The organism is Teichococcus coralli, from assembly GCF_009829925.1.
Classification (GTDB): domain Bacteria; phylum Pseudomonadota; class Alphaproteobacteria; order Acetobacterales; family Acetobacteraceae; genus Pseudoroseomonas; species Pseudoroseomonas coralli.
Map to the genome: position 1 here is coordinate 43,852 of NZ_SNVJ01000019.1, position 24,104 is coordinate 67,955.

Below are 24,104 nucleotides of genomic sequence, written 5' to 3' on the forward strand. Positions count from 1 at the left end.
GCACCTGAGCGAGTGAAGATGCTCGCCAGGACCGGGAGCTGACGCGCTTCGAACGAGCCTGGGCGAGCGGAAGCCGCCCTAGGCGGCGCGGCGGTCGAGCCAGTCGCGGAAGCGGTACCAGTTGCCCACCATCGGCAGCATCCAGGGATGGCCGGTGTAGAAGGGCCGCGTCGGGAAGTCCCGGCCGTCGAAGACCGGCATGCGGTTGCTGTTCCCCAGCAGCTTCTTGCCGAGCTCCGCGCCGAGATAGGAGAGCATCGCGACGCCCGAGCCGTTGCAGGCCATGGCGTAGTGCAGGCCCTTCTGCGTCACGCCCATGTGCGGCAGGTAGTCAAAGGCGAAGGCCACGTTGCCGGTCCAGGCATGCGTGATGCGCGTGCCCTTCAGCTGCGGCCATCGCGCCAGCATCATGGCATGAAGGATGGGCGCCGAGACCTCGGGCGTGACCTGGGTGAAGCGGGCCCGCCCGCCGAAGATCACCCGCCGGTTGTCGTGCGACATGCGGTAGTAGCAGAGGATGCGGCGGCTGTCGGCCAGGGTGCGCCGCTTGGGGATCAGGCTCCTCGCGAGCTCGGGATCGAGCTCCTCCGTGGCGATGATGTGGGAGGCCACCGGGATCAGGCGGCGCCGCAGGTCGGGCGTCAGGGCACCGGTGTAGCCGTTGGTGGCGATGACCACCTCCCGCGCCAGGATGGGGCCGCGCGAGGTCTCCACCCGCCACCCGTCCGCGACACGCGTCAGGGCGCCCGCCCTGGTCCGCCCGAGCAGCACGGCGCCGTTGCGCCGGGCCGCCTCCATGAGGCCGCGATGGTAGAGCGCGGGATGGATCTTGCCGGTGCGGTTCACCACCATGCCGCCGTAGTAGTAGTCGGACGCCATCTCCTCCCTCTGCCGCGCGCGCGGCAGCATGGCGGCGTCCGCCTGCGCGAATTCGTTCAGGGCGTCGATCTTGGCCGCCATCCCGGCATAGTGCTTCGGCGTCCAGGCGCCGACGAAGCGGCCCGTGCGCTCGTAGTGGCAGTGGATCCCCTCGCGCTGGACGAGCGCCTCGATATGGGCGAGCCCCTCCGAGGCATCCCCCATGATGGCGCGCAGCCAGTCCTTCATCTCCTCCGGGCTTTGCCGCCCCTTGGCGCCCGAAAGCCCCTTGCCGACGTTGTTGCCGCCGGAGACGCCGCCGCCGTTGCGCGTGGAGGCCCCGTAGCCGAGCGGCTCGGCATCCAGCACCACGGCGCGCGCGCCGCCGCGGCCCAGCTCGATGGCGCAGTTCAGCCCCGTCAGGCCGCCGCCGACGATGACGATGTCGGCCCTGGCGGGAAGCTCGGCCGGCGGATCGTCCCCGCCCATGTCGATGGCCTCCCACCAGAAGGGCCGGGCCTTGAAGTCGGGGTGGAAGATGGATCTGTCCATGATGACCTCAGCGCGTGATGGTCGTGGTGAGCGCGCCACGGCCGAACAGGCTGGTCAGGCCGAGCGCGACGCTCACCAGCAGGATCTGCAGAACCGACACCGCGGCGATGGTCGGGTCAATCTCCATCAGGATGTTGTCGAACATCTTCTTCGGCAGCGTCATCGACGCCCCGGAAAGGAACATCGCCACCACCAGCTCGTCGAAGGAGCTGATGAAGGAAAGAAAGGCGGCGGAGACGAGGCTGGGGCGGAGCTGGGGAAGGGTCACGCGCCAGATGATCCGCGGCCAGGTCGCGCCCAGGCCTGCCGCCGCCTGCTCCTGCGCCTCGTCGAAGCCGCGGAGCCCGGCGCTGACCAGGATCACCACAAAGGGCAGCGCCAGCACGGCATGCGCGACCGCGAGGCCGTACCACGCGCCGATCAGCTGCAGGCGCGCGAAGACGCCGTAGAGGGCGATGGAGAGGATGATGGTCGGCACGATGATCGGCGCCGCCGTCACCCTGTCCAGCACGCGCACGCCGGGAAAGCGCGAGCGCACGAGGAAGAAGGCGAGCGGCACGCCGAGCGCCATGGCCAGGACCGTGCAGAGCGTGGCCACCTGCACGCTGCGCAGCGTGGCCTCGATCCAGCTCGGGTCGTCGAGGTATCGCTGGTACCACTGCCAGGAATAGCCCGGCGGCGGAAACTGGAGATAGGCGGCGGAGGACAGGGAGATCGGGAACACCACCAGCAGGGGCAGCAACAGGAAGGCGAAGACCGCCGCCGCGAAGATCCCGAGGACGATGTTCCCGGCGGAGCGCCGCCTAGTGCGTCGCAAGGCGGGACCCCCGGGTGAGGCGGCCGATCAGCGCGTAGATGGCCAGGGTGGCGACCAGCAGCACGGTGGAGAGCGCGGCGGCGAAGGGCCAGTTGAGGAACTCGCGCACCTGCTGCTCGATGAGCATGGACACCATGATGACGCGCCCGCCGCCCAGCAGCGCCGGCGTGATGAAGAAGCCGAGCGAGAGCACGAAGATCAGCGCGCATCCCGCCGAGACGCCCGGCAGCGAGAGCGGGAAGGTGACGCGCAGGAAGGCGCGCCAGGCCGGCGCCCCGAGCCCCTCGGCGGCGCGCGGCAGGTCGGGGTCGATGCGCAGCAGCGAGGCGTAGATCGGCAGGACCATGTAGGGCAGGAGAACATGCACCATGCCGATCAGCACGCCGGTCATGTTGTGCAGGAGGGGCAGCGGCACCTCGATCCAGCCCCAGTCGCGCAGGGCGCGGTTGATCACGCCGTTGCGGCCGAGCAGCACGAGCCAGGCATAGGTGCGGACCAGCACGCTGGTCCAGAAGGGCAGCAGCAGCGCGAACATGCCGAGGGCCAGGCCAAGCCGGCCGGCGCGCGAAAGCCAGAAGGCGACGGGATAGGCGAGAACCAGGCAGATCGCCGTCACCATGCCGGCGACCTTCATGCTTTCGAGCAGCACGCTGACATAGAGCCCGTCCAGCGCCGCCTTCCGGAAGTGCTCCAGCGTGCCGCCCTCCACCGACATGGCGAGCAGGCGCAACACCGGCCAGGCGAAAAGAACGCCGAGCAGGAGCAGCGCCGGCACGGCGAGCAGGAAAAGGCCCCTTTCGCGCCGCCGCGCGATGACGCGGCGGTTAAGCCCGGGGGACAACATGCACGTCCTCCGGGGAGAAGCCGACGGTGACGACCTCGCCCTCGGCCGCCGGCGGCGGCGCCGAAGGGCGGAGCGGGACGCGGGCGAGCACCTCCGGTCCGTCTTGCAGGCGCAGGCGCAGCTTGGCCGAAAGGCCGAGGAACACGGTTTCGACCACGGTGCCCCGCGCGCGGCAGGGAAGGGCCTCCACCTCTCCGCCCAGGCGCAGCGCCTCGGGCCGGAGAAGGAGGGTGACCGGCCCGGCGGGCTGCGGCGCCGCCAGCGGCACCTCGCCGAAGCCGGGGATGCTGGCCGATGCGGCGCTCGCCGTGCCCTCCAGCAGGTTGGACTCGCCCAGGAAGTCCGCCACGAAGCGTGTCGCCGGGCGGGCGTAGAGGTCGCCGGGCAGGCCGATCTGCTGGATGCGCCCCTTGTCCATGACCGCGATGCGGTCGGACATGATCAGCGCTTCCTCCTGGTCGTGGGTGATGAACAGGGTGGTCAGGCGCAGGCTGCGCTGCAGGCGCCGCACTTCAAGCTGCAGGGATTCGCGCAGCTTGCGGTCCAGCGCGCCGAAGGGCTCGTCCAGCAGCAGGAGGCGCGGCCCGAATACCACGGCGCGGGCCAGCGCGACGCGCTGCTGCTGCCCGCCGGAAAGCTGGCGCGGCAGGCGGCCGCCAAAGGATTGCAGCTCCACCAGGCGCAGCACGTCCTCGACGCGGCGCGCGACCTCCGCGCGCGGGCGGCGGCGCATCTCCAGCGGGAAGGCGACGTTCTGGGCCACCGTCAGGTGCGGAAACAGCGCGTAGTTCTGGAACACCATCCCCACGTCGCGCTGGCGCGGCGGGGCGAGGGTGACATCCTCCCCGCCCAGCAGAACCGTGCCCTCGTCAGGGATCTCGAATCCCGCGATGGCCTTCAGGAGGGTTGTCTTGCCCGAACCGGACGGGCCGAGGATGGTGAGGAACTCACCCTCGGCCACCTCCAGGTCGACGCCGCCCAGGGCGGCCACGGGACCGAAGCGCCGGACGATGCGCTGGACGGAAAGCTGCACGCGCCGCTCCCGCCTCAGCCGCGCTGCAGCATCCAGCGGTTCCAGCGTTCCTGCGCCGCGGCGGCGTTCTCCGTCCACCAGCCGACGTCGAGCCAGAACTGCTTCTTCAGGTTGTCGGGCGCCGTCGGCAGGAGGGGCCTGATCTCCTCCGGGACGTAGTTCACCGTATCCGGATGCAGCCCCGCATAGGAAAGCTCCGTCGCGTAGATGGCCTGCAGTTGGGGCTTGGTCATGGTCTGCAGGAACTGCTGCCCCCAATAGGCGTGGCGCGTGCCGCGTGGAATGCCCCAGGCGCTGCTCTTCAGCGAGCCGCCGGTGAACTCCGAGCCGACCGGCGCATCCTTCTTCGCCAGCTCGAAGAAGCGGCCGTTCCAGCCCGTTGCCAGCACCACCTCCTTGTCCACCAGCATCTGCGCGGGCTGCGCGCCCGTGCTCCACCAGGCTGTGATGTGCGGGCGGATCTCGTCGAGCTTGCGGAAGGCGCGGTCCATGTCGAGCGGATAGAGCTTGTCCATCGGCACGCCATCGGCGAGCAGCGCGAACTCCAGGTTGTCCACGGGATGGTTGCGCAGCGAGCGTGCGCCGGGAAAGCGGCGGACATCCCAGAAGTCGGCCCAGCCCTTGGGGTGGTTGCCGTCCTTGAACACGTCCGTGCGATAGCCGAGGACCGTGGAGTAGGCGGAGCCGACGAAGATATGCGACTGGCGCCCGATGGCGGGGTATCGCGAGAGGTCGACGATGGAGGTGTCGATCGGCTCCAGCAGGTTCAGCTCCTTCGCGCGCTCGGCGTCCTGGCCGCCGATCTCGGTGACCGTCCATTCCGGATTGCCGCTGTTGACCATGGCGCGCAGCTTGCCGAAGTCCACCGGCGAGGTTTCCACGACGCGGATGCCGTGCTCGCGCTCGAAGTCGGCGAAATAGGAGCGCCGCATGGAGGAGGCCATGGCGCCGCCGGAGGCGTTGACCACGATGCGGTCCGGCTTCGGCGGGGCGGCGCCCTGCGCGAAGGCAGGGAGCGGAAGGCCGGTGGCAAGAAGGCCGCCGGCAACGCGAAGGATGCCGCGGCGGTTCGTTTCGAACGTCATGATGCACCTCGCTTTGGATGGATCGGGCGGACTGGTGTTCGGGGCTGCGGGCGGTGCGGAAGCGGCCGCCCTACGGCCCGGCGCCTGCCTGGGCCGCCCGCCCCGGCGGCAGCCCCGGCGCCCTTGCCCCCCGCGCAAGCGGAGGCGGAGATCGCTGCGCCCGCAAGCAAACTCCAGGCCGGGCGCACCACGCCGGCACGCATGCGGCGCGCAGGGCGTGGCCGCGATCCGGTTCTCGCACGAGGCGCGGCCATGGCGACGATGTTCCTCCCGGTTCCCTGTTTCTAGTCACGGCTTGCGAAGGATTGTGAGCACCGATCCAGGCCGGTGCAACCATTGTCCGATGGCGCCGCCTGCGTTTCCCATGATTCGCGGGGCGGCTGCGAAGCTCAGCGCAGCACCTGGTCCACCGCCTGCCCGAGGCGCTCCACGATGCGGTCGATCTCCGGTGCGGTCGCGGTGTAGGCCGGCGCGACGATGACGTGATCGCCGAGCTTGCCGTCGATGGTGCCGCCCATCGGATAGATCATCACCCCCGCAGCCATGGCGGCGTCCTTGACCACTTCATTGACCTTGCGGTCAGGGTCGAAGCTCCGGCGGCTGGCGCGGTCCTCGACGAATTCCAGCGCCCAGAACAGGCCGCGGCCGCGGATGTCGCCGACATGCGCATGGTTGCCGAAGCGCTCCTGCAACGCCGCTTCCAGCCGCGCGGCCATGGCGCGGACGTTTTCGAGCAGATTGTCCGCGCGGATGATGCGCTGCACGGCGAGCGCCGCCGCGCAGGCCACTGGATGCGCCTGGTAGGTGTGCCCGTGCTTGAAGGCGCCCGAGCCCTCGGCCAGCGCCTTCACGATCTTCCCCTGCATCAGGATGCCGCCGATCGGCTGGTAGCCGCCGCCCAGCCCCTTGGCGATGGCCTGGATGTCGGGCGCGATGCCCTCCTGCTCCCAGGCATGCAGCGTGCCGGAGCGGCCCATGCCGCTCATCACCTCGTCCAGGATCAGCAGCGCGCCGTGCCGGTCGCAAACCTCGCGCATGGCAGGGAAATAGCCCGGCAGGGCGGTGACGCAGCCTGCCGTCGCGCCCACAATGGTTTCCGCCACGAAGGCCGCCACGGTCTGCGGGCCGAGGCGCTGGAACTCCGCATCCAGCTCGGCGGCGAGGCGTGCCACGTAGTCGGCATCGCTCTCCCCTTGCTTCTGCCCGTGATAGGCGAAGCAGGGCGAGACATGGCTGAAGCAGGTTGCAAGCAGCGGCTCGTAGGGCTCGCGCCGCGCCATGTTGCCGCCGAGGCCAAGCGCGCCGAGGGTGTTGCCGTGGTAGCTCTGCCGCCGCGCGATGAAGCGGCTGCGCTGCGGCTGCCCGATCTCCAGGAAGTACTGCCGCGCCAGCTTCAGCGCCGCCTCCATCGCCTCTGAGCCGGAGGAAACGAAATAGGCGTGGCTGAGGCCGCCCGGCTCATGGCCCACCAGCAGCTCGGCCAGCTCCTCGGCGGCCTCGCAGGTGAAGAAAACCGTGTGGGCATAGGCAAGCTTCTCCGCCTGCTCGGTGATGGCGCGCACCACGCGCGGATCGCCATGGCCGATGCAGGCGACGGCGGCGCCGCCCGAGGCGTCGATCACCGGCGGCCCCTCGGCGCCCTGCACCATCAGGCCGCGGCCGGAGACGGCCAGCAGGGGATCCTTGCGCAGGCTGCGGTGCAGGATGCGGCTCATGACGGGCTCTCCGGGCTCAAGCGGGTGACGGCGTCGTGCAGCGGGGGCGCGGCGGCGTCGCTGGAACCGACGCGGGGCAGGCTGCCGCAGGAGAAGGCGGCTCCTTCCGCAGCCTCAACAGAAACCAGCGCGGCGCGCACCGGCGCGGCCGCTGCGGGAGCGGAGCGACGCGTCACGGGCGGCACGCGGCAAGGCCCATCGGCGGTCATGGCGGCTTCTCCTGCACGGGCGGGCGGGCCTGGTCGTGCTTCTCCCCGGAAGCGGCTTCCGTGTTCCCCACAGCACATAACGGCGCCGCATCGATGTCAATATGCAGGATTACATCCCAAAATACAGGATTTTCCGGGTATGGGCCCGGAGCTACCATGGCGGCATGACGTCCGCCGCCGCCGAAGCCGTCCCGACCGCCGTCCGCAAGAGCTTCCAGATCCTGGAGGCGGTCGCGGCCTCTCCACGCCCGGTGTCCGGCCTGATGCTCGCCGGGGAGCTGGGGCTGACGCGCTCCACCCTGTCGCGCCTGGCGCTGAGCCTGGCGGCGCTTGGCTATCTGGAGCGCGTGGAGGGCCTGGGCTGGCAACTGGGGCCGGCGGCGCTGCGGCTGGGGCTGACGCGGCTGGCCAATCTCGACATCCGCGGCATCGCGGCACCGTTGATGCGCGCGTTGAGCGAGGAGATCGACCTGCCGGTGGACCTCGCCATGCCCGTCGGCGACGAGATGCTGCATTTCGAGCTGGCGCAGAAGGCCGGGCAGGTGGTGGTGGCGAGCGAGATGGGCGCGCGCCTGCCGATTGCCCGCACGGCGCTCGGCCACGCGGCGCTTTTCGCCATGGAGAAGCGGCAGCGGGAGGAAACCCTGCAACGCCTGCGGCGGCTCGCCGGCGCTGCATGGCCGGCACAGGAGGCCGCCATTGCCGCCTCCTTCGCGCAACTGGAGGAGAAGGGCTTCTGCGTCGTGATCGCGCAGCTTCGTGCCGATGTGGCGGCGATCGGTGCGCCCTTCATCGATCCGCGGGGACGAAGCGTCTTCAGCTTCAGCTGCTCGGCGATCGGCTTTGCCGTGGATGCGGCGCAGCTCGAGGCTGTGGGGCCCCGGCTGCTGCGAATGGTGCGGCAGGTCGGCGCCGCCCTGGGAGGCGCCTGACCAGGACCGACGCGGCGGCGGGGCCGGCAATCAGGTCCGGCCGAGCCTTTCCGCTGCCTCGGCCACCCTGCCCTCGCGCTCGGCACGGCGGCGGCGGGAGTCGGCCAGCACCGCCTGCACGATCGCGGGAGGCGAAGTGGCCGGCGTGCCGCCCGCGAAGGGCGGCTGCGGATCGTATTCGATGGCCAGCTGGATCTTGCGGGCCACCGTCTCCCCTTCCAGGTCCGCGACCACGCGCAGGGCGAGGTCGATGCCCGAGGTCACGCCGCCGGAGGTGTAGAACTTCCCGTCCACCGTCAGCCGGTCGTCCGAGGGCGTGGCGCCGAAGCGTGCCAGAAGGTCCCGCGCCTGCCAGTGCCCCCCGGCGCGCCGGCCGCGCAGCAGACCCGCCGCGCCGAGCAGCAACGATCCCGTGCAGATGCCGAACACATGCGCGGCCGAGTTCGCCTGCCGCCGCACGAACGCGAGCCATGCCGGATCGAGCATCGCGACATCCACTCCGGCTCCGCCGGGCACGACGAGCAGGTCCGCCGGCGCGGCACCCTCCCGCGTGACGTCCGGCACGATCCGCAGGCCGCGGTCGGTGCGCACCGGCTCCATTGTCGCCGCCACCAGCGAGACCGACCAGCCCGGCACCCGGGCCAGCACCTCGAAGGGCCCCGTCATGTCGAGCTGCACCATGTCCGGCACCAGCACCACGTTGACCTGCCGCGGCGCCGCCGCCTGGCGGCCCGGGGCGCCCTCGCCGGCCGGCCCGGGGGCGGAAGCGGCGGCTGCATTCGGATGTCCGCTCATGTGCATGCTCCTCTCAAGCTGCGCCCCGCCAGGGGCGGCGCATCGAAGTGGAGCCGAGCCGGCCTGCGGGCGTCGATAACAGAAAACGAACAGATCCTGCCATTCCACCGCATCGCCATTCTCGCCTTTGACGGGGTTCAGCCGATCGACCGGTCCGGCCCGGCGCAAGCTTTCGCCACGGCCAACGAGGAAGGCGCCGATCCGCCCTGCGCCATTCCAGGTGGCCGGCCGCTCCGCCGGCACCGCGGCCACGGTGCCCGGCTTCGGCATCGCCGTCGAGGCCTGTTCCGGCGGGCGCATCGGCACTCTTGTCATACCGGGCGGGCCCGGCGTCCATGCGCTGCGGCAGGATCGCGCCTGGGGCGCCTTTCTGCTGGCCATGGCTGCGCGGGCGGGCAGGGTGGCGGCGGGCCGCTTCGCCGCTGGCCTTCGCGCGGGGGCGCTTGAGTGGGCAGGCAAACCTCTGGAGGAGGTGATCCTGGGCGAAAGGCGGGCGCCGCCGGCACGCCCCGACCCCTTGCTCGGTCTGGCGCAGATCGCCGAGGCGGTCATGCTCACCGCAGCGGACCTCGACCTCTCCGATCCCCCCATCGTCTTCGTCAACGCGCGGTTCGAGCGCATGACAGGCTGGTCGCGGGCCGAGATCCCGGGGCGCAGCCCGCGCGTGCGGCAGGGGCCGCGCACCGATCCGGGCGCCCGCAGGGCGCTTGATCGGCATGCGTGCCGGGCGCTAGACCTCCCGCCATGACCGGTAAAGCTCGGCCCGCTCCAGCGCTGGAAGGCGTCGCCTCGGCGGAGCGCCTGTTGACCATCCTCAGCGCCTTCCGCAAAGGCGATTCCGCGCTGTCGCTGGCCGAGCTCTCGGCGCGCACGGGCCTGGTCAAGACGACGATCATGCGGCTGGCGGTGTCGCTGGAGGGCTTCGGCTACATCTCCCGCACGCCGGAGGGGCAGTATCGGCTGGATGCCGAGCTGCTGCGCCTCGGAATGATCTACCAGCAGTCCTTCCGGCTGGAGGCGCATGTGGTTCCGGTGCTCGAAACGCTGGTGGAGCGGACCGGGGAAAGCGCCTCCTTCTACATCCGCCGCGGCGACAACCGGCTCTGCCTGTTCCGGGTGGACTCGCCGCACCGCCTGCGGCTGCACGTGCGGCCGGGCGACCGGCTGCCGATGGACGGTTCCGCCATCGCACAGGTGCTGCGGCTGTTCACCACCTCGCCCCTGCCGCCGGAAGCCGCGACGCTGGACTTCCCGCTCTACACCGCCGGGGCAAACGATCCGCATGTGGCCGGCATGGCCATGCCGGCCTTCGGGCCGGAGGAAGCGTTCGCCGGCGCGGTCTGCGTCACCGGCCCGATCACCCGCCTCACGGCCGAGGCAGCGGAGGCGGTCCGCCCCGTGCTGCGCGAGGCCGCGGCGCGGCTGACCCGCAGCCTGGGCGGCCGGATGCCGGAAAGCCCCGCTTTGCCAGCCGGCAGAAGATCGGGGGAGTGAACTCCCCCGCACCCCCTCCTTCCTTTCGCCCGTTCTCAGGTTCCGTTCACGGCGAAGGCGTTCCTGAAGGCCCGGCGGCAAACTGAAAGAAAAAAGAAGGGGGGGGTTCGGGGGGAGAATTCATTCTCCCCCCGGCTTCGGCGCCTCACACCCGCCGCACGTTCCAGAACTTCACGAAGCCGTCGAGCACGCCGTCGATGTCGCGGCGCCAGGCCATGGGCTGGAAGATCTGGCCGGTGGGCAGGAAGGTGGCGTCCTTCCAGGCCTGCGCCTGCATCTGCTCGGCCAGCTGCTTCTGCGCGGCGGGGTCGCGCTCATCCATCCAGGCATCGCGCAGCCGCTCCGCCTCCGCGCTGGTCGGCCAGCCATACCAGCCCTTGAGCCCGTTGGCGCGCGCCACGTTGGTCACCGCCGGGTTCAGGATGTTGAGCCCGGAGACCATGGAGGGAAACACGCTCCAGCCGCCCTTCTCCACCGGCTCGCGCGAGTTGCGGCGCTGGAACAGCGTGCCGCTGTCCATCGCCTGCACGTCCACGTTGAGCCCGATGCGCTGGAACAGGTCGATGCCGACCTGGCCGATCGGCGCGCTGACGGGATGGTCCATCGGCAGCATGAAGGCGACCTTCTCGCCCTTGTAGCCGGAAGCGGCCACCGCCTGCTTCGCGCGGGCGATGTCGGTCTTGCCGAAGAGATGGTCGAAGCCGACGTCGCTGGCCATCGGCGTGCCCGGGCAGAACATGCCGAGCTTGACGTGCCAGGTGTCGGGATCGCTGCTGTAGGCCTGCATGAACTGGGACTGGTCCACCGCGCCCAGCACGGCGCGGCGCAGGGCGACGTTGTCGAAGGGCGGCTGGATGCAGTTGAAGCGCAGGATGGGCGTCAGGCCCTGGCGGTCCTTCACCTCGACGCGGACATCCTTGTTGCGCCTGAGCAGGGCGACGAGATCCGGCGAGGGCGTCTCCCACCAGTCCGCCTCGCCCGCCATCAGCGCGCCGGAGGCGGCCGAGACGTCCGGCATGACGTTCCATTCCACCCGCTCGAAATGCGCGACCTTGGGGCCGGCGGTGCCGCCCACCACGCCCTCCGGCCGTGGCACGTAGCCGTCGAAGCGCGCATAGGCGGCGCGGGCGCCGGCCATGTGCTCGCTTTCCAGGAAGCGAAATGGGCCGCTGCCGACGATCTCCGTCACCTGCTTGGCGGCATCGGTGCCGGCCAGCCGCTCCGGCATGATGGCGCACATGCTGGGCGAGGCCTTGGCCAGCGCCGCGGGCAGCAGCGGGAAGGGCTTCTTCAGGCGGAACAGGATCGTGCGGTCGTCCGGCGCGGAAAGCTCGTCCGTCGCGGCCATCAGCGCCTGCCCGAAGGAATCGCGCGAGGCCCAGCGGCGGATGCTGGCCACGCAGTCGCGCGCCCGCACCGGCTCGTTGTCATGGAACTTGAGGCCGTCGCGCAGCGTCAGCCGCCAGCGGCGGCCGTCATCCTCGACCACGTGGCCCTGCACCATCTGCGGCTGCGGCTCGAACTGCGCGTCCAGGCCGTAGAGCGTGTCGAACACCATGAAGGCGTGGTTGCGCGTCGACGTCGCGGTGGTGGCCACCGGGTCGAGCAGCGACAGGTCCACGAAGGGGATGAAGCGCAGCACGCTCCGCTCCGCCCCTTGGGCGAGGCGCGGCATGGCCAGTGGAGACAGCGTCGCGGCGGCGGCCGCGCCCAGGAAATGGCGTCGCAGCATGGTTCGGACCTTCCTCTCGTGCCCTCTTTGGGGCGCTTGGTTGCAGGCGTGCGCGCCCCCCGGGGGAGGCGGGGGCGCGCGTCGCGTTCAGGCCGGCAGGATCTGGCCGGGCGCGGGCAGCTCGGCGCGCAGGATGCTGCCGGTCTCGGACTCGGTGATGAACAGGCTGCGCCGGTCCGCGCCGCCGAAGGCGAGGTTGGTGGTGGACCAGCCGGCGCAGGAGGCGACGCGCAGCAGCGGCTCGGCGCGCGACGAAAGGCGCCAGACCGTGCCGAAGCCGGCATGCGCGACCAGCAGGCAGCCCTCCTGGTCGAGCGCCAGCCCGTCCGGCCCGCTCGGCCCGCCATGCATGTGGCAGAAGATGCTGGCCTTGGTCACGCTGCCATCGGCCTGCAGCGGCAGGCGCCAGATCTGGTTGGCGCGCGTCACCGCGACCAGCAGGTGGCTTCCATCCGCCGCCAGCACGATGCCGTTGGGGCTCGGGATGGTGTTGATCAGGCAGCTCAGCCGGCCATCCGGCTCCAGCCGCCAGACGCGGCCTGTGGGGTCCTGCAGCCCGGTCTGCCCCTGGTCGGTGAAGAAGATGTCGCCGGCCGCCGAGAAGCAGAGGTCGTTGACGCCCTTGAAGCTTTCGGAGCGCGCCGTCTCCAGCAGCGGCGTGACGGCGCCGGTGTCCGGGTCCAGCAGCATCAGGCCGCGCTTGTAGTCGGTGATGACGAAGCGGCCGTCGGGCGCGATCTTCATGCCGTTGGGCCAGCCGTCATACTCGGCGACCTGCTGCCATTCGCCCGCGGGCGAGACGCGGAAGATGCGGCCGAAGGGAATGTCGGTGACGTAGAGCCGGCCCTCGCGGTCGAAGACCGGGCCTTCCAGGAAGCTGTCGACCGGCTTGCCGGCGCGGTTGGCGTCGCTCCAGGCGGTGCGGCGCAGGTCGCGGAAGCGGTCCGGCAGGCGCGAGAACAGCGTGGTCTCGACGCGCGGCGGCGGGGCGAAGAAGCTCATGGGCGAACCCTCACTGCCGCTCGATGCCGGCGCTCTTGGCGACCTCCGCCCAGAGTTCCTTCTCCCGCTGGATCAGCTTCGCGAATTCGGCGGGCGGCATGCCGCCGGGCTCGGCCGCCAGCGTCTTGAGGAAGGCCAGCATGTCCTCGTCGCGCAGGGAAGCCGCCATCGCCTGGTAAAGCTGGTCGATCACCGGCTGCGGCGTGCCGCGCGGCGCCGCGAGGCCGGACCAGTTGATGATGCTGAAGCCCTTCAGCCCGGCCTCGCCGAAGGTGGGCGTGTCCGGCAGCGCCTCCACGCGGTGCTCGCCGCTGATCGCCAGCGGCCGCAGCAGCCCGCCCTTGATGCCGCCGAGGCCGGAGCCCAGCGAGGGCATGGCCATGTCCACCTCGCCGGAGATGGTCGCCGTCACCGCCTCTCCGCCGCCCTTGTAGGGCACGTGGAACAGCTTCACCCCGGCGGCCTGCTGGAAGGCCTCGGCCGAGAGGTGCAGCGAGCTGCCGACGCCGCCGGAGCCGAAGGTGATCTTGTTCGGCTCGCGCTTCGCCGCCGCGATCAGCGAGGCCAGGTCCTTGTAGGGCGACTTGGCGTTGACCAGCAGCAGCACCGGCGAGAAGGCGCTGACGCTGACCGGCGCGAAGGCCCCGGCATGGTCGAAGGGCAGGTTGTTGAACAGGTAGGGCAGGGTTGCGTAGGTGTTGTCGATCGCCAGCAGCGTCTGCCCGTCCGGATCGGAACGCGCCACGTCGGCCGCGCCGATGGTGCCCGTGGCGCCCGGCTTGTTCTCGACGACGAAGGGTTGCCCCAGCCGGGCGGAAAGCTTCTGCGCCATGCGCCGGGCCACCACGTCCACCGCGCCGCCGGGCGCCCAGGGCACCACGATGCGCACCGGGCGGGAGGGGTAGGACGAGGCCGCCAGGGCCGGGCGCGCCAGGGCGCCCAGGGCCAGGCCCGCGCCGGCGAGCAGCAGGCGGCGGCGCGGCAGCAGTGGGGTGGCGGGGGTGGAAAGCGGCATCGGGCAGGCTCCTCCCAGAGCGTTTGGCCGGTTGGCCGTGAATTTCGAAATGACGTTGCATTTTTTCTCGCGCTCCGCAAGTCTGCCGTTCAGGCCGCCGCAGGGCGGTGGATCGCTGGAGGAAAACGATGGGTCTGGGCTTCAGGATTTTGCCGCGCACCCAAGGGGTGTCCGCGGAATGGGTGGAGCGCTTCCGCGACCTGCCGGTGGCCAATGTCAGCGACGTCATGTCGCGAATGACGGCCGGCGGCCCGCGCCTGCGGTCGATGCACGATGGCGCCCCGCTGCGCGGCCCGGCCTTCACGGTGAAGACCCGCCCGGGCGACAACCTCATGATCCACAAGGCGCTGGCGCTCGCCGCGCCGGGCGACGTCATCGTCGTGGATGCCGGCGGCGACCTCACCAACGCGCTGATCGGCGAGCTGATGCTGGCCCAGATGGTGCGCCGCGGCCTTGGCGGCATCGTGATCAACGGCGCCATCCGCGACAGCGCCGCCATCGCCGCGCAATCCTTCCCGGTCTTTGCCGCCGGCATCACCCATCGCGGCCCCTACAAGGACGGCCCCGGCGAGATCAACGTGCCGGTCGCGCTCGACGGCATGGTGATCGAGCCCGGCGACCTCATCCTCGGCGACGATGACGGGCTGCTCTGCGTGCCCTTCGGCAGCGTCGAGGCGATCCACGCCGCCGCCACGGCCAAGCAGGCGGCCGAGCACAAGCAGATGGCGAACATCGAGGCCGGCACGCACGACGCCGCCTGGGTGGACGCGACGCTGCGCCGGCTCGGCTGCGAGGGGCTGGAATGACCCGCCCCGTCGTCCTCATCACCGCCGCCCGGCTGGCGCCGGAGGCCATGGCCATGCTGGAGCAGGCCGGGCTGAACCCGGTCTGCACCACCGGCTATCCCGGCGAGGCGGAGCTGCTGGCGGCCATCGCCGCGCACCGGCCGGTGGCGCTGCTGCACCGGCAGGGCCGCATCGACGGCACCGTGATGGATGCCGCCGCGCCGGACCTGCGCGTGGTGGCCCGCCACGGCGCCGGCATCGACGGCATCGACGTGCCCGCCGCGCGGTCGCGCAGCCTCACGGTGACGCGCGCCGCCGGGGCGAATTCCCGCTCCGTCGCCGAGCACGCGATGGCGCTGATGCTGGCCCTGCTGAAGGACCTGCCCGACGTCAGCGAGAAGATGCGCGACGGCCTGTGGGAGAAGACCGCCCGCATGACGCGCGACATCGAGGGCATGACGCTCGGCATCGTCGGCCATGGCGCGATCGGCTCCAAGGTGGCGCGCTTCGCGGCGGCTTTCGGCATGCGCGTGCTGGCCTACGACCCCTATCTGCCCGAGGGGCCGCTGCCCGGCCCGGCCGAGCGGGTGCCGACGCTCGAGGCGCTGCTGGCCGAGGCCGAGGTGCTGTCGCTGCACTGCCCGCTGGAGCCGGAGACGCGCGGCATGATCGGCGCCGCCGAGCTCGCGCGGCTGCCGAAGGGCGCCATCCTGGTGCACACCGCCCGCGGCGGCATCGTGGACGAGGCGGCGCTGGTGGCGGCGCTGGAGTCCGGCCAGCTCGCCTGGGCAGGCGTGGACGTCTTCAGCACCGAGCCGCTGCCCGGGGACAGCCCGCTGCGCCGGCACCCGCACCTGGTGCCGACGCCGCATCTGGCCGCCAACACGCCGCGCGGCGCCGTCGCCATGGCGACCAGCGCGGCGGAGAGCATCATCGCCGTGCTCGCCGGCCGCCGCCCGGCCACGGACGGCGCCGTGGTGGTCGAAGGCGGCCTCGCCGCGCTCGCCACCGCCTGACCGCCGGGGGCCACGGCCCCCGGCCCATCGCGAAGGACCATCGTGCGGGAGGCTCCCCTTCCGCGCGCCGCGCCGGCGCATGCCCGGCGCCAAGACCGACAGGAAGGAGGACCAGGAATGACCGATACGCCGAGACTGGGGCGCCGCGCCGCCCTGCTGGCAGCCCCGGGCCTGCTGCTCGCCGCCCGGACCGCCCGGGCGCAGGCGGGCGACTGGCCGAACCGCCCGGTGCGCGTCATCGTGCCCTGGCCGCCGGGCGGCACCGCCGACGTGGTGGCCCGCATGCTGTTCATCGCCGTCGCCGAGGCCAGCGGCCAGCCCTTCGTGATCGAGAACCGCGCCGGGGCCACCGGCACGATCGGCGCCGCCGCCGCCGCGCAGGCAACCCCCGACGGCTACACGGTGCTCTACGGCTCCACCGGCCTCTCGGTGGAGGCCGCGCTGTTCAAGAACCTCAGCTACAGCGCGCAGCACGACTTCGTGCCGGTGTTCCGCTCCATCACCGTGCCGCAGCTCGTGCTGGTGAACCCGAAGGTGAAGGCCAGCACGCCGGCCGAGCTGATCGCGCTGTCCAAGGCCACGCCGGGCGGGCTGAACGGGGCGTCGGCCGGCATCGGCTCGATCCAGCACCTGGCGCTGGAGCTGTTCGCGAAGGAATCCGGCGCGCCGGTCAACCACGTGCCCTATCGCGGCGGCGCGCCCATCTATGCCGACCTGATGTCCGGGCAGGTGGACCTGTATTTCGGCAACGTCAACGGCCCCATCGCCTTCCTCAAGGAGGGCACGCTGCGCGCCCTGGCGCATACCGGCCGCGGCCGCCTCGCCGCGCTGCCGGACCTGCCGCCGCTGTCGGATACGCTGCCGGGCTTCGAAACCTACGAGTGGAACGGCGTCTTTGTCCCGAAGGGCACGCCCGACGCCATCGTCGCCAAGCTGAACACTTTGCTGAACGCCGCCCAGGCGAAGCCCGAGATCGCCGAGAAGCTGCGCGCGCAGGAGCTGCAGACGGAGCCCAACACGCCGCAGCAGTTCGCCGCCTTCTTCCAGGCGCAGAGCCGGCGCTGGCAGGGCTTCGTGAAGGAGGCCGGGATCACGCTGGAGTAGGCGTCATGGCATCCGCACCCCATAGCCCGCACATCCCGGTGCGCGAGGACTGGCTGGCGCGCGGCGTTGAGCCGCCGCTGGAGCCCGCTCTGCCCATCGTGGACCCGCACCACCACCTGTGGGACCGCCCGGGCGACCGCTATTTGTTCGACGACCTGCTGCGCGACACGCGCAGCGGGCACGACATCCGCGCCACGGTGTTCGTCACCTGCCGCGCGATGTTCCGCGCCGGGGGGCCGGAGGCGATGCGGCCGGTCGGCGAGACGGAGTTCGTCAACGGCGTCGCGGCGCAGAGCGCCAGCGGCCTCTACGGGAAGCTGCGGGCCTGCCAGGGCATCGTCGGCTTCGCCGACCTGACGCTGGGCGAGCGGGTGGCGCCGGTGCTGGAGGCGCATCTGCGCGCCGCGCCGGAGCGCTTCCGCGGCATCCGCAACAACACCGCCTTCCACCCCGATCCCGCCATCCAGACCAACCCGGTGAAGCCGCGCGAGGGGCTGCTGGCCGACCCCGCCTTCCTGCGCGGCGCCGCCCTGCTGCCGCGCCACGGGCTGACGCTCGACGTCTGGGCCTACCATACCCAGCTCGCGGAAGTGGAGGCGCTGGCGCGCGCGCTGCCGGACCTCACGGTGATCCTCGATCATATGGGCGGGCCGATCGGCATCGGCCCCTTCGCCGGCCGGCGGGAGGAGGTGTTCGGTGTCTGGCGGGCCGCGATGCGGCGGCTGGCGGCGCTGCCGAACCTGCGCGTCAAGCTCGGCGGCCTTGGCATGGCGCTGAGCGGCTTCGACTTCCACCGCGCCGACACCCCGCCCGGCTCGGCCACGCTGGCCGCCGCCTGGGCGCCCTATGTCGAGACCTGCATCGAACTCTTCGGCGCGCGGCGCTGCATGTTCGAGAGCAACTTCTCCGTGGACAAGGGCATGTTCGGCTACGGCACCTGCTGGAACGCCTTCAAGCGCATCGCCGCCGCCGCCTCGGCCGACGAGAAGGCGGCGCTCTTCGCCGGCACCGCCATCAAGACCTATCGCCTGCCGCCGCATCTCGGCCAGCCCCGGCCAACCTCCCAGCAACCAGCCCCGCAGGAGCCTTCCGCATGATCCCGCGCCGCACCCTCCTCAGCGCCGGAGCCGCAACGCTGCTCGCCGCCCCCCGCCTGGCCCGGGCCGCGTCCTGGCCGGACCGCCCGCTGCGGCTGGTCGTGCCCTACCCGCCCGGCGGCGCGGTGGACATCGCGGCGCGGCTGATCGCCGACGGGCTGGGCGCCCGGCTCGGGCAGTCGGTCGTGGTGGAGAACCGCCCCGGCGGCGGCGGCACCATCGGCACGGCGGCGGTCGCCCATGCCGAGGCCGACGGGTATACGCTCGGCGCCTCGGCGGTGAACAGCCTGGCCATCAACCAATTCCTCTACCGCGACCTGCCCTATGACCCGGAGAAGGACCTGCTGCCGGTCTCGCTGGGCTGGGAGGCGCCGCTGGTGGTGGTCGTGCCCGCCAAGCACGTGCCGGCCCGCACGCTGAGCGAGTTCGTCGCCTGGGCGAAGACGCAGCCGCAGGGCGTCACCTTCGGCAGTTCCGGCATCGGCACCACGGTGCACCTTTCCGGCGAGATGCTGTGCCGGCGCACCGGCATCCAGGGCCTGCACGTGCCCTTCAAGGGCGGCTCGGAGGCGCTGACCGGCATGCTGCGCGGCGACATCCAGTTCGTGGTGGACAACGTGCCGACCGCGCTGGCCAACCTGCGCGGCGGCAAGCTGCGGGCGCTCGCCGTCACCTCGGCCGAGCGCTGGCCCGACCTGCCAGACACGCCCACCATGGCCGAGGCCGGCGTACCGGATTTCGTCGTCACCTCCTGGGGCGCCGTCACGGTGCCGGCGGGCACGCCGACGCCGGTGGTGGAGCGGCTGTCGCAGGCCATGCAGGCGGCGGCGGCGGACCCGGCGCTGCAGAAGCGCCTCGCGCAGACCGGCACGCGGGCGCTCGGCACCACGCCGCAGGAGGCCGCCGCCCGCGCGGCGAAGGAACGGCCGATGTGGCAGGAACTGGTGCGCGTCTCCGGCGCCACGCTGGACTGAGCGACGTGCAGGACATTCCCGCGCCGGTGCCGTGGTCCGCTGGCACCGCCCCGCCCCGGCTTGAGGTGCCGGCCGGCGCCACGGACTGCCACTTCCACGTCTATGACGGCCGCTGGCCTTCCGCCGCCGGCACGCCGCACCACCCGGACGCCTCGGTGGAGCACTACCGGCTGCTGCAGGCCCGGCTCGGCCTCGCGCGCGGCGTGCTGGTGCAGCCCTCGGCCTACGGGACGGACAACAGCCTGCACCTGCGGGCGCTGGAGGCGCTGGGGCGGGAGCGCTTCCGCATGGTGGCGGTGGTGGTGCCGGACGTGCCGGACGGCACGCTGCGGGCACTGGACGCGGCCGGGGTGCGCGGCATCCGCTTCAACCTGACCATGCCCGGCGTGCTCCGGGCGGAGCATCTGGTGCCGCTGGCCCGGCGCGTGGCGCCGCTCGGCTGGCACTGCCAGGTGAACGCGTCCGAGCCGACGCTGCTGGCGGCCGCGCCGCTGCTGGCCTCCCTGCCCTGTCCCCTGGTGCTGGACCACATGGGCCAGGTGCCGCAGCCCGGCGGCACCGCCACCCCCGCCTTCCAGGCGGTGCGCAGGCTGCTGGATGCGGGCAGGACCTGGGTGAAGCTCTCGGGGGCCTATCTCCGCAGCCGGAGCGGCGCCCCCGGCTACGCGGATGCCGGCGCCGTCGCGGCTGCGCTGGTCCGCGCCGCGCCGGAGCGCATGCTCTGGGGAACCGACTGGCCCCACCCCACCCAGCGGACGGACGCGAAGCCGGACGACGCCACCCTGCTCGACCTCCTGGCGGACTGGGCGGCCGATCCCGCAACCCGCCGCCGCGTGCTGGTGGAGAACCCTTCCCGCCTCTACGGCTTCCCGCCGCCCGGCTAGAGCAGATCCGGTTCCGATGGCATCATCGGGACGGGTGAAGATGCTCGTCAAAACAAACGGCCAGAGCACTTTCCGTGAGCCAGGGCGACCGGAAAATGCTCTGGGTGGCGGGCGGGCCCGAGCCGCGCTCCGGCCTCACGCCTCCGGCGCCGGGTGCAGGACGGAGCGATCCAGCTCCTGCAGTCCGCGGCAGCCGATGAGGGCGAGGGTCAGGTCGAGCTCCGCCGCGAGGTTCCGGAGGACCTGCCGCACGCCCGCCTCGCCCGCCAGCGCCAGGCCATAGACATAGGGGCGTCCGACCAGCACGGCGGCCGCACCCAGCGCGACCGCCTTGATGACGTCGGCGCCGGTTCGGATGCCGCCGTCGAACAGCACGGGGATGCGCCCCGCCACGGCCGCGGCGACGGGCGGCAGCATGTCGAGCGCCGCGACGGCGCCATCCACCTGCCGGCCGCCGTGGTTGGAGACGATGACGCCGTCCATCCCGGCCTCCACGGCGCGGCGGGCGTCCTCGGGGTGCAGGACGCCCTTCAGCAACAGGGGCAGCCGCGTCATCCGGCGCAGCGCGGCGAGGTTCTCCCAGGCCAGGTCGGGGCGGGAGTAGATGCGGATGAAGCGCTGCACCGCCTGCACCATTTCCTCGCGCCCGGCGAGCGCCTGCCGCCAGCCGCCCGGCCAGGCGCGCAGCAGCTCGGCCAGCGCGGGCAGCGCGCGCGGCCCGAGCGCGGGCTGCTCGCCCGGCGCGGCCGGCCGCGGGGGCAGCGCGCGGAAGACGGGGTCCGAAAGGTAGTTCGCCAGGCCGCGCCCGCGGAGAAAGGGGAGGTATCCGCGATCGAGGTCGCGGGGACGCCAGCCGAGCTGCGTGGTGTCGAGGGTGACGACGATCGCCTCGTATCCCGCCGCCTCGGCGCGCCGCACGAAGCTTTCCGTCAGCGCGTCGCAGGCCGACCAGTAGAGCTGAAACCAGCGGGGGGCGTCGCCGCCGGCCGCGGCGATCGCCTCCATCGTGCGGGAGGACTGGCAGGAGGTGATGAACGGCAGGCTTTCCGCGGCGGCGGCGCGCGCCGCCGCCAGGTCGGCCTCGCGATGCGCCATCTCCAGGACGCCGATCGGCGCCAGCAGCAGGGGAAGAGGCAGCGTGCGGCCGAGGAGCTCCACCGAAAGCCGGCGGTCGGAAACGTCGCGCAGCACGCGGGGAAGCAGGCGGCAGCGCTCGAAGGCGCCGCGGTTGGCCGCCATGGTGCGCTCCAGCCCGGCGCCGCCCGCCACATAGGCGGCGGCGTTGCGGCCCATCCGCGCCAGCGCTTCGCGCTCCAGCGCGTCCGGCGCGCAGGGAACCACCGGGCGCCGGCCGGCGAAGCCTGCGGTGAAGATCCGCGCCTGATGCCGGCGGCCGATGCCTGTCATCCGGAATGACGCCTCCCCCGCGCAAACTCCTCCGGCGGCCAGGTCACTCCAGGCCAAGAAGCCAGTGCGCCAGCGGAACGGCGCGGATCGTGGCACCGGGCAGCAGGCGGTTGAGCTGCGCCCGGTTGCGGAGGATCCAGCGCAGGCAGCTCAGCTGGCTGTCGAAGGGCTCGAACTCGTCCCGGCTCGGCTGCAAGGTCGCGCAGTTGACCATGTAGCGCGCGCCCTTGCGGCAGCCGGGCGCGCCCGGCCAGTCGCGTTCCGGCGCGACCACCGCGGGCACCCAGTAGGCACGGCCCGGGTCCAGTTGATCGACGTCGCGCCGACGCATCGCCCGCCCCTCCCGCACAGTCCCGGCCAATGCCGCCGCGCCGGGACGCCGCGGCAGGAGGCGGCCCGCCGGAGCGGGCCGCCGCCGGTCAGATCAACGCCGGGTCAGATCAACGCCGGGCCAGGTCGAAGCGGTCGGCGTTCATCACCTTGGTCCAGGCGGCGATGAAGTCGTCCACGAACTTCCGCCCCGCATCGGCCGCCGCGTAGACCTCGGAAAGCGCCCGGAGCTGCGAGTTGGAGCCGAAGGCGAGATCGGTGCGCGTGGCCGTCCACTTCTGCTCGCCGGTCCTGCGGCAGGTGCCGGCGAAGACCTCGTCCGCCTGCCCGTCCACCAGCTTCCAGGCCGTGCCCATGTCCAGCAGGTTGGCGAAGAAGTCGTTGGTGAGCTGGCCGGGGCGCTCGGTCAGCACGCCCTCCTTCTGCCCGCGATGGTTGGCGCCCAGCACGCGCAGGCCGCCGACGAGCACGGTCATCTCCGGCGCGCTCAGCCGGAGGAGCTGGGCGCGATCGACCAGCAGCTCCTCGGTGGGCACGCTGAAGGGAACCTGAAGGTAGTTGCGGAAGCCGTCCGCCTTGGGCTCCAGCACACCAAAGCTCTCGGCGTCGGTCTGCGCGGCCGAGGCATCGGTGCGGCCGGGCGCGAAGGGCACCGCGACGTCATGGCCGGCATCCTTCGCCGCCTTCTCGACGGCGGCCGTGCCGCCGAGCACGATCAGGTCGGCCATCGAGACCTTCTTGCCGCCGCCGGCACCGGCGTCGAAGGCCGCCTTGATGTCCTCGTAGACCTTGAGCACCTTGGCGAGCCGCTCGGGCTCGTTGACGTCCCAGTCCTTCTGCGGCGCGAGGCGGATGCGCGCGCCATTGGCGCCGCCGCGGTGGTCGGAGCCGCGATAGGTGGCGGCCGAGGCCCAGGCGGTTCCCACCAGCTCGGGGATGGTGAGGCCGGAGGCGAGGATCTTCTGCTTGAGGGCGGCGACGTCGGCCTCGTCCACCGGCGCGTGGTCGGCCTGGGGGATCGGATCCTGCCAGATGAGGTCCTCCGCCGGCACGTCGGGGCCGAGGTAGCGGACCTTCGGGCCCATGTCGCGATGGGTCAGCTTGAACCAGGCGCGGGCGAAGGCGTCGGCGAACTGGTCCGGGCTGTCGCGGAAGCGCTCCGAGATCTTGCGGTATTCCGGGTCCACCTTCATCGCCATGTCGGCGGTGGTCATCATCGTCGGCACGCGGCGGTCGGGGCTGTGCGCGCCCGGCGCCATGTCCTCCGGCTTCTGGTTGACCGGCTGCCACTGCTTGGCACCGGCGGGGCTCTTCACCAGCTCGTACTCGTAGTCGAGCAGCATGTGGAAGTAGCCGCCGTCCCACTGGATGGGGTTGGGCGTCCAGGCGCCTTCCAGCCCGCTGGTGATGGTGTGGTCGCCGATGCCGCTCTCATGCCCGCTCTGCCAGCCCAGGCCCATCTGCGCGATGTCGGCGCCCTCCGGCTCCTTGCCGACCTTGGAGGGGTCGCCGGCACCGTGGCACTTGCCGAAGGTGTGGCCACCCGCCGTCAGCGCGACGGTCTCCTCGTCGTTCATGCCCATGCGGGCGAAGGTCTCGCGGATGTCGCGCGCCGAGCCGGCCGGGTCGGGCTCGCCGCCCGGGCCTTCGGGGTTGACGTAGATGAGGCCCATCTGGATGGCGGCCAGCGGGTTCTCCAGCACCATCTCCTTGGCCGGGTCGATGCGGGTCTGGCCCAGCCATTCCTCCTCGGTGCCCCAGTAGATGTCCTTCTCCGGCTCGAAGACGTCCGCGCGGCCGCCGCCGAAGCCGAAGATCGGCCCGCCCATGGACTCGATGGCGACGTTGCCGGCCATGATGAACAGGTCGGCCCAGGACAGCTTCCGGCCGTATTTCTGCTTGATCGGCCAGAGCAGGCGGCGCGCCTTGTCGAGGTTGGCGTTGTCGGGCCAGGAGTTCAGCGGCGCGAAGCGCTGCCCGCCGGAAGAGGAGCCGCCGCGCCCGTCGCCGGTGCGGTAGGTGCCGGCGCTGTGCCAGGCCATGCGGATGAAGAAGGGGCCGTAATGGCCATAGTCCGCCGGCCACCAGGGCTGGCTGTCGGTCATCAGCGCGTGAAGATCCTGCTTCACCGCGGCGTAGTCGAGCGACTGGAACTCCCGGGCGTAGTCGAAGCCATCACCCATCGGGTTCGCCGAGAGACCCTTCTGATGGAGGATGTCGAGCGAGAGCTGGTTCGGCCACCAGTCGCGGCTGGTGCGTCCCAGCAGGGCCCGCTTGGCGGACGGCTTCTTCATCGGGCAGCCCAGCGGGCCGCTCGCGTTCGTGTCCATGGTCCTTGCCCTCTCCTGAACGTTTTACGGGCAGGCTAGGCGCGGCGCGCAATCGGTGGAAACGGTTTTTTCCGATCAGGAGCATCGAGCGGTT

Annotated in this window: 23 protein-coding genes; 9 read left to right on the forward strand and 14 right to left on the reverse strand. The window is 71.8% G+C overall.

Annotated elements, in window-relative coordinates:
• Positions 1-78: 78 nt before the first annotated feature.
• The 7 genes from E0493_RS18075 to E0493_RS18105 form a co-directional block, all read right to left on the reverse strand.
• A complete protein-coding gene (locus E0493_RS18075) occupies positions 79-1,410 on the reverse strand; it encodes an NAD(P)/FAD-dependent oxidoreductase (RefSeq protein WP_160938653.1) in 1,332 nt (443 codons plus the stop codon).
• Between the two features lie 7 nt (positions 1,411-1,417).
• Positions 1,418-2,227, reverse strand: a complete 810-nt coding sequence (locus E0493_RS18080) for an ABC transporter permease (protein ID WP_160938654.1) — start codon at positions 2,225-2,227, stop codon at positions 1,418-1,420.
• Complete coding sequence (locus tag E0493_RS18085; RefSeq protein ID WP_160938655.1) at positions 2,214-3,071, reverse strand: ABC transporter permease; 858 nt, start codon at positions 3,069-3,071, stop codon at positions 2,214-2,216. The genes E0493_RS18080 and E0493_RS18085 overlap by 14 nt, the downstream gene beginning before the upstream one ends.
• Complete coding sequence (locus E0493_RS18090; RefSeq protein ID WP_160938656.1) at positions 3,052-4,104, reverse strand: ABC transporter ATP-binding protein; 1,053 nt, start codon at positions 4,102-4,104, stop codon at positions 3,052-3,054. The genes E0493_RS18085 and E0493_RS18090 overlap by 20 nt, the downstream gene beginning before the upstream one ends.
• A gap of 14 nt (positions 4,105-4,118) precedes the next feature.
• Positions 4,119-5,189: an ABC transporter substrate-binding protein gene (locus E0493_RS18095; RefSeq protein ID WP_160938657.1), complete on the reverse strand. Its 1,071-nt coding sequence runs from the start codon at positions 5,187-5,189 to the stop codon at positions 4,119-4,121.
• Positions 5,190-5,578: 389 nt separating this feature from the next.
• Positions 5,579-6,904: an aspartate aminotransferase family protein gene (locus E0493_RS18100; RefSeq protein ID WP_160938658.1), complete on the reverse strand. Its 1,326-nt coding sequence runs from the start codon at positions 6,902-6,904 to the stop codon at positions 5,579-5,581.
• The gene (locus E0493_RS18105) at positions 6,901-7,113 is read right to left on the reverse strand and encodes a hypothetical protein (RefSeq protein ID WP_160938659.1); all 213 of its coding nucleotides are present in this window, start codon (positions 7,111-7,113) and stop codon (positions 6,901-6,903) included. The genes E0493_RS18100 and E0493_RS18105 overlap by 4 nt, the downstream gene beginning before the upstream one ends.
• A 164-nt stretch (positions 7,114-7,277) precedes the next feature.
• Here E0493_RS18105 and E0493_RS18110 point away from each other — a divergent pair, with 164 nt between their 5' ends.
• Positions 7,278-8,045 (forward strand): IclR family transcriptional regulator, encoded by a 768-nt coding sequence (locus tag E0493_RS18110; RefSeq protein ID WP_160938660.1) that lies wholly within the window; start codon positions 7,278-7,280, stop codon positions 8,043-8,045.
• Positions 8,046-8,075: 30 nt separating this feature from the next.
• On the opposite strand, the gene E0493_RS18115 is transcribed toward E0493_RS18110, so the two are convergent.
• The gene (locus E0493_RS18115) at positions 8,076-8,840 is read right to left on the reverse strand and encodes a DJ-1/PfpI family protein (protein WP_160938661.1); all 765 of its coding nucleotides are present in this window, start codon (positions 8,838-8,840) and stop codon (positions 8,076-8,078) included.
• Between the two features lie 220 nt (positions 8,841-9,060).
• Here E0493_RS18115 and E0493_RS23775 point away from each other — a divergent pair, with 220 nt between their 5' ends.
• Positions 9,061-9,588, forward strand: a complete 528-nt coding sequence (locus E0493_RS23775; protein ID WP_160938662.1) for a PAS domain-containing protein — start codon at positions 9,061-9,063, stop codon at positions 9,586-9,588.
• Positions 9,585-10,334 carry an IclR family transcriptional regulator gene (locus E0493_RS18125; RefSeq protein WP_160938663.1) on the forward strand — a complete coding sequence of 250 codons (750 nt, stop codon included), beginning with the start codon at positions 9,585-9,587 and terminating at the stop codon, positions 10,332-10,334. The genes E0493_RS23775 and E0493_RS18125 overlap by 4 nt, the downstream gene beginning before the upstream one ends.
• 145 nt (positions 10,335-10,479) lie before the next feature.
• On the opposite strand, the gene E0493_RS18130 is transcribed toward E0493_RS18125, so the two are convergent.
• The 3 genes from E0493_RS18130 to E0493_RS18140 all read right to left on the reverse strand — a co-directional run bounded on the left by E0493_RS18130 (position 10,480) and on the right by E0493_RS18140 (position 14,083).
• Complete coding sequence (locus E0493_RS18130; RefSeq protein ID WP_160938664.1) at positions 10,480-12,066, reverse strand: ABC transporter substrate-binding protein; 1,587 nt, start codon at positions 12,064-12,066, stop codon at positions 10,480-10,482.
• 87 nt (positions 12,067-12,153) lie between these two features.
• A complete protein-coding gene (locus E0493_RS18135; RefSeq protein ID WP_160938665.1) occupies positions 12,154-13,068 on the reverse strand; it encodes an SMP-30/gluconolactonase/LRE family protein in 915 nt (304 codons plus the stop codon).
• 10 nt (positions 13,069-13,078) lie between these two features.
• Entirely contained in the window at positions 13,079-14,083 is a 1,005-nt protein-coding gene (locus tag E0493_RS18140) for a Bug family tripartite tricarboxylate transporter substrate binding protein (protein WP_160938666.1), read from the reverse strand.
• A gap of 128 nt (positions 14,084-14,211) precedes the next feature.
• On the opposite strand from E0493_RS18140, the gene E0493_RS18145 reads away from it, so the two are divergent.
• The 6 genes from E0493_RS18145 to E0493_RS18170 all read left to right on the forward strand — a co-directional run bounded on the left by E0493_RS18145 (position 14,212) and on the right by E0493_RS18170 (position 19,943).
• Complete coding sequence (locus E0493_RS18145) at positions 14,212-14,889, forward strand: RraA family protein (RefSeq protein WP_160938667.1); 678 nt, start codon at positions 14,212-14,214, stop codon at positions 14,887-14,889.
• Complete coding sequence (locus tag E0493_RS18150; protein WP_160938668.1) at positions 14,886-15,884, forward strand: hydroxyacid dehydrogenase; 999 nt, start codon at positions 14,886-14,888, stop codon at positions 15,882-15,884. Before E0493_RS18145 ends, E0493_RS18150 begins: the two co-directional genes overlap by 4 nt.
• 117 nt (positions 15,885-16,001) lie before the next feature.
• Positions 16,002-16,988, forward strand: a complete 987-nt coding sequence (locus tag E0493_RS18155; protein ID WP_160938669.1) for a tripartite tricarboxylate transporter substrate-binding protein — start codon at positions 16,002-16,004, stop codon at positions 16,986-16,988.
• Between the two features lie 5 nt (positions 16,989-16,993).
• Positions 16,994-18,085, forward strand: a complete 1,092-nt coding sequence (locus tag E0493_RS18160) for an amidohydrolase family protein (RefSeq protein WP_160938670.1) — start codon at positions 16,994-16,996, stop codon at positions 18,083-18,085.
• Positions 18,082-19,059 (forward strand): Bug family tripartite tricarboxylate transporter substrate binding protein, encoded by a 978-nt coding sequence (locus tag E0493_RS18165; RefSeq protein WP_160938671.1) that lies wholly within the window; start codon positions 18,082-18,084, stop codon positions 19,057-19,059. The genes E0493_RS18160 and E0493_RS18165 overlap by 4 nt, the downstream gene beginning before the upstream one ends.
• Positions 19,060-19,064: 5 nt before the next feature.
• On the forward strand, positions 19,065-19,943 hold the full coding sequence (locus E0493_RS18170; RefSeq protein WP_367614542.1) for an amidohydrolase family protein: 879 nt from the start codon (positions 19,065-19,067) through the stop codon (positions 19,941-19,943).
• Between the two features lie 135 nt (positions 19,944-20,078).
• Here E0493_RS18170 and E0493_RS18175 read toward each other — a convergent pair whose 3' ends face one another.
• From E0493_RS18175 to katG, 3 genes are all read right to left on the reverse strand, one after another.
• On the reverse strand, positions 20,079-21,350 hold the full coding sequence (locus tag E0493_RS18175; protein ID WP_160938673.1) for an alpha-hydroxy-acid oxidizing protein: 1,272 nt from the start codon (positions 21,348-21,350) through the stop codon (positions 20,079-20,081).
• Between the two features lie 43 nt (positions 21,351-21,393).
• Positions 21,394-21,681 (reverse strand): hypothetical protein, encoded by a 288-nt coding sequence (locus E0493_RS18180; RefSeq protein WP_160938674.1) that lies wholly within the window; start codon positions 21,679-21,681, stop codon positions 21,394-21,396.
• Positions 21,682-21,790: 109 nt separating this feature from the next.
• Positions 21,791-24,010 (reverse strand): catalase/peroxidase HPI, encoded by a 2,220-nt coding sequence (gene katG, locus E0493_RS18185; protein WP_160938675.1) that lies wholly within the window; start codon positions 24,008-24,010, stop codon positions 21,791-21,793.
• Positions 24,011-24,104: the final 94 nt, after the last annotated feature.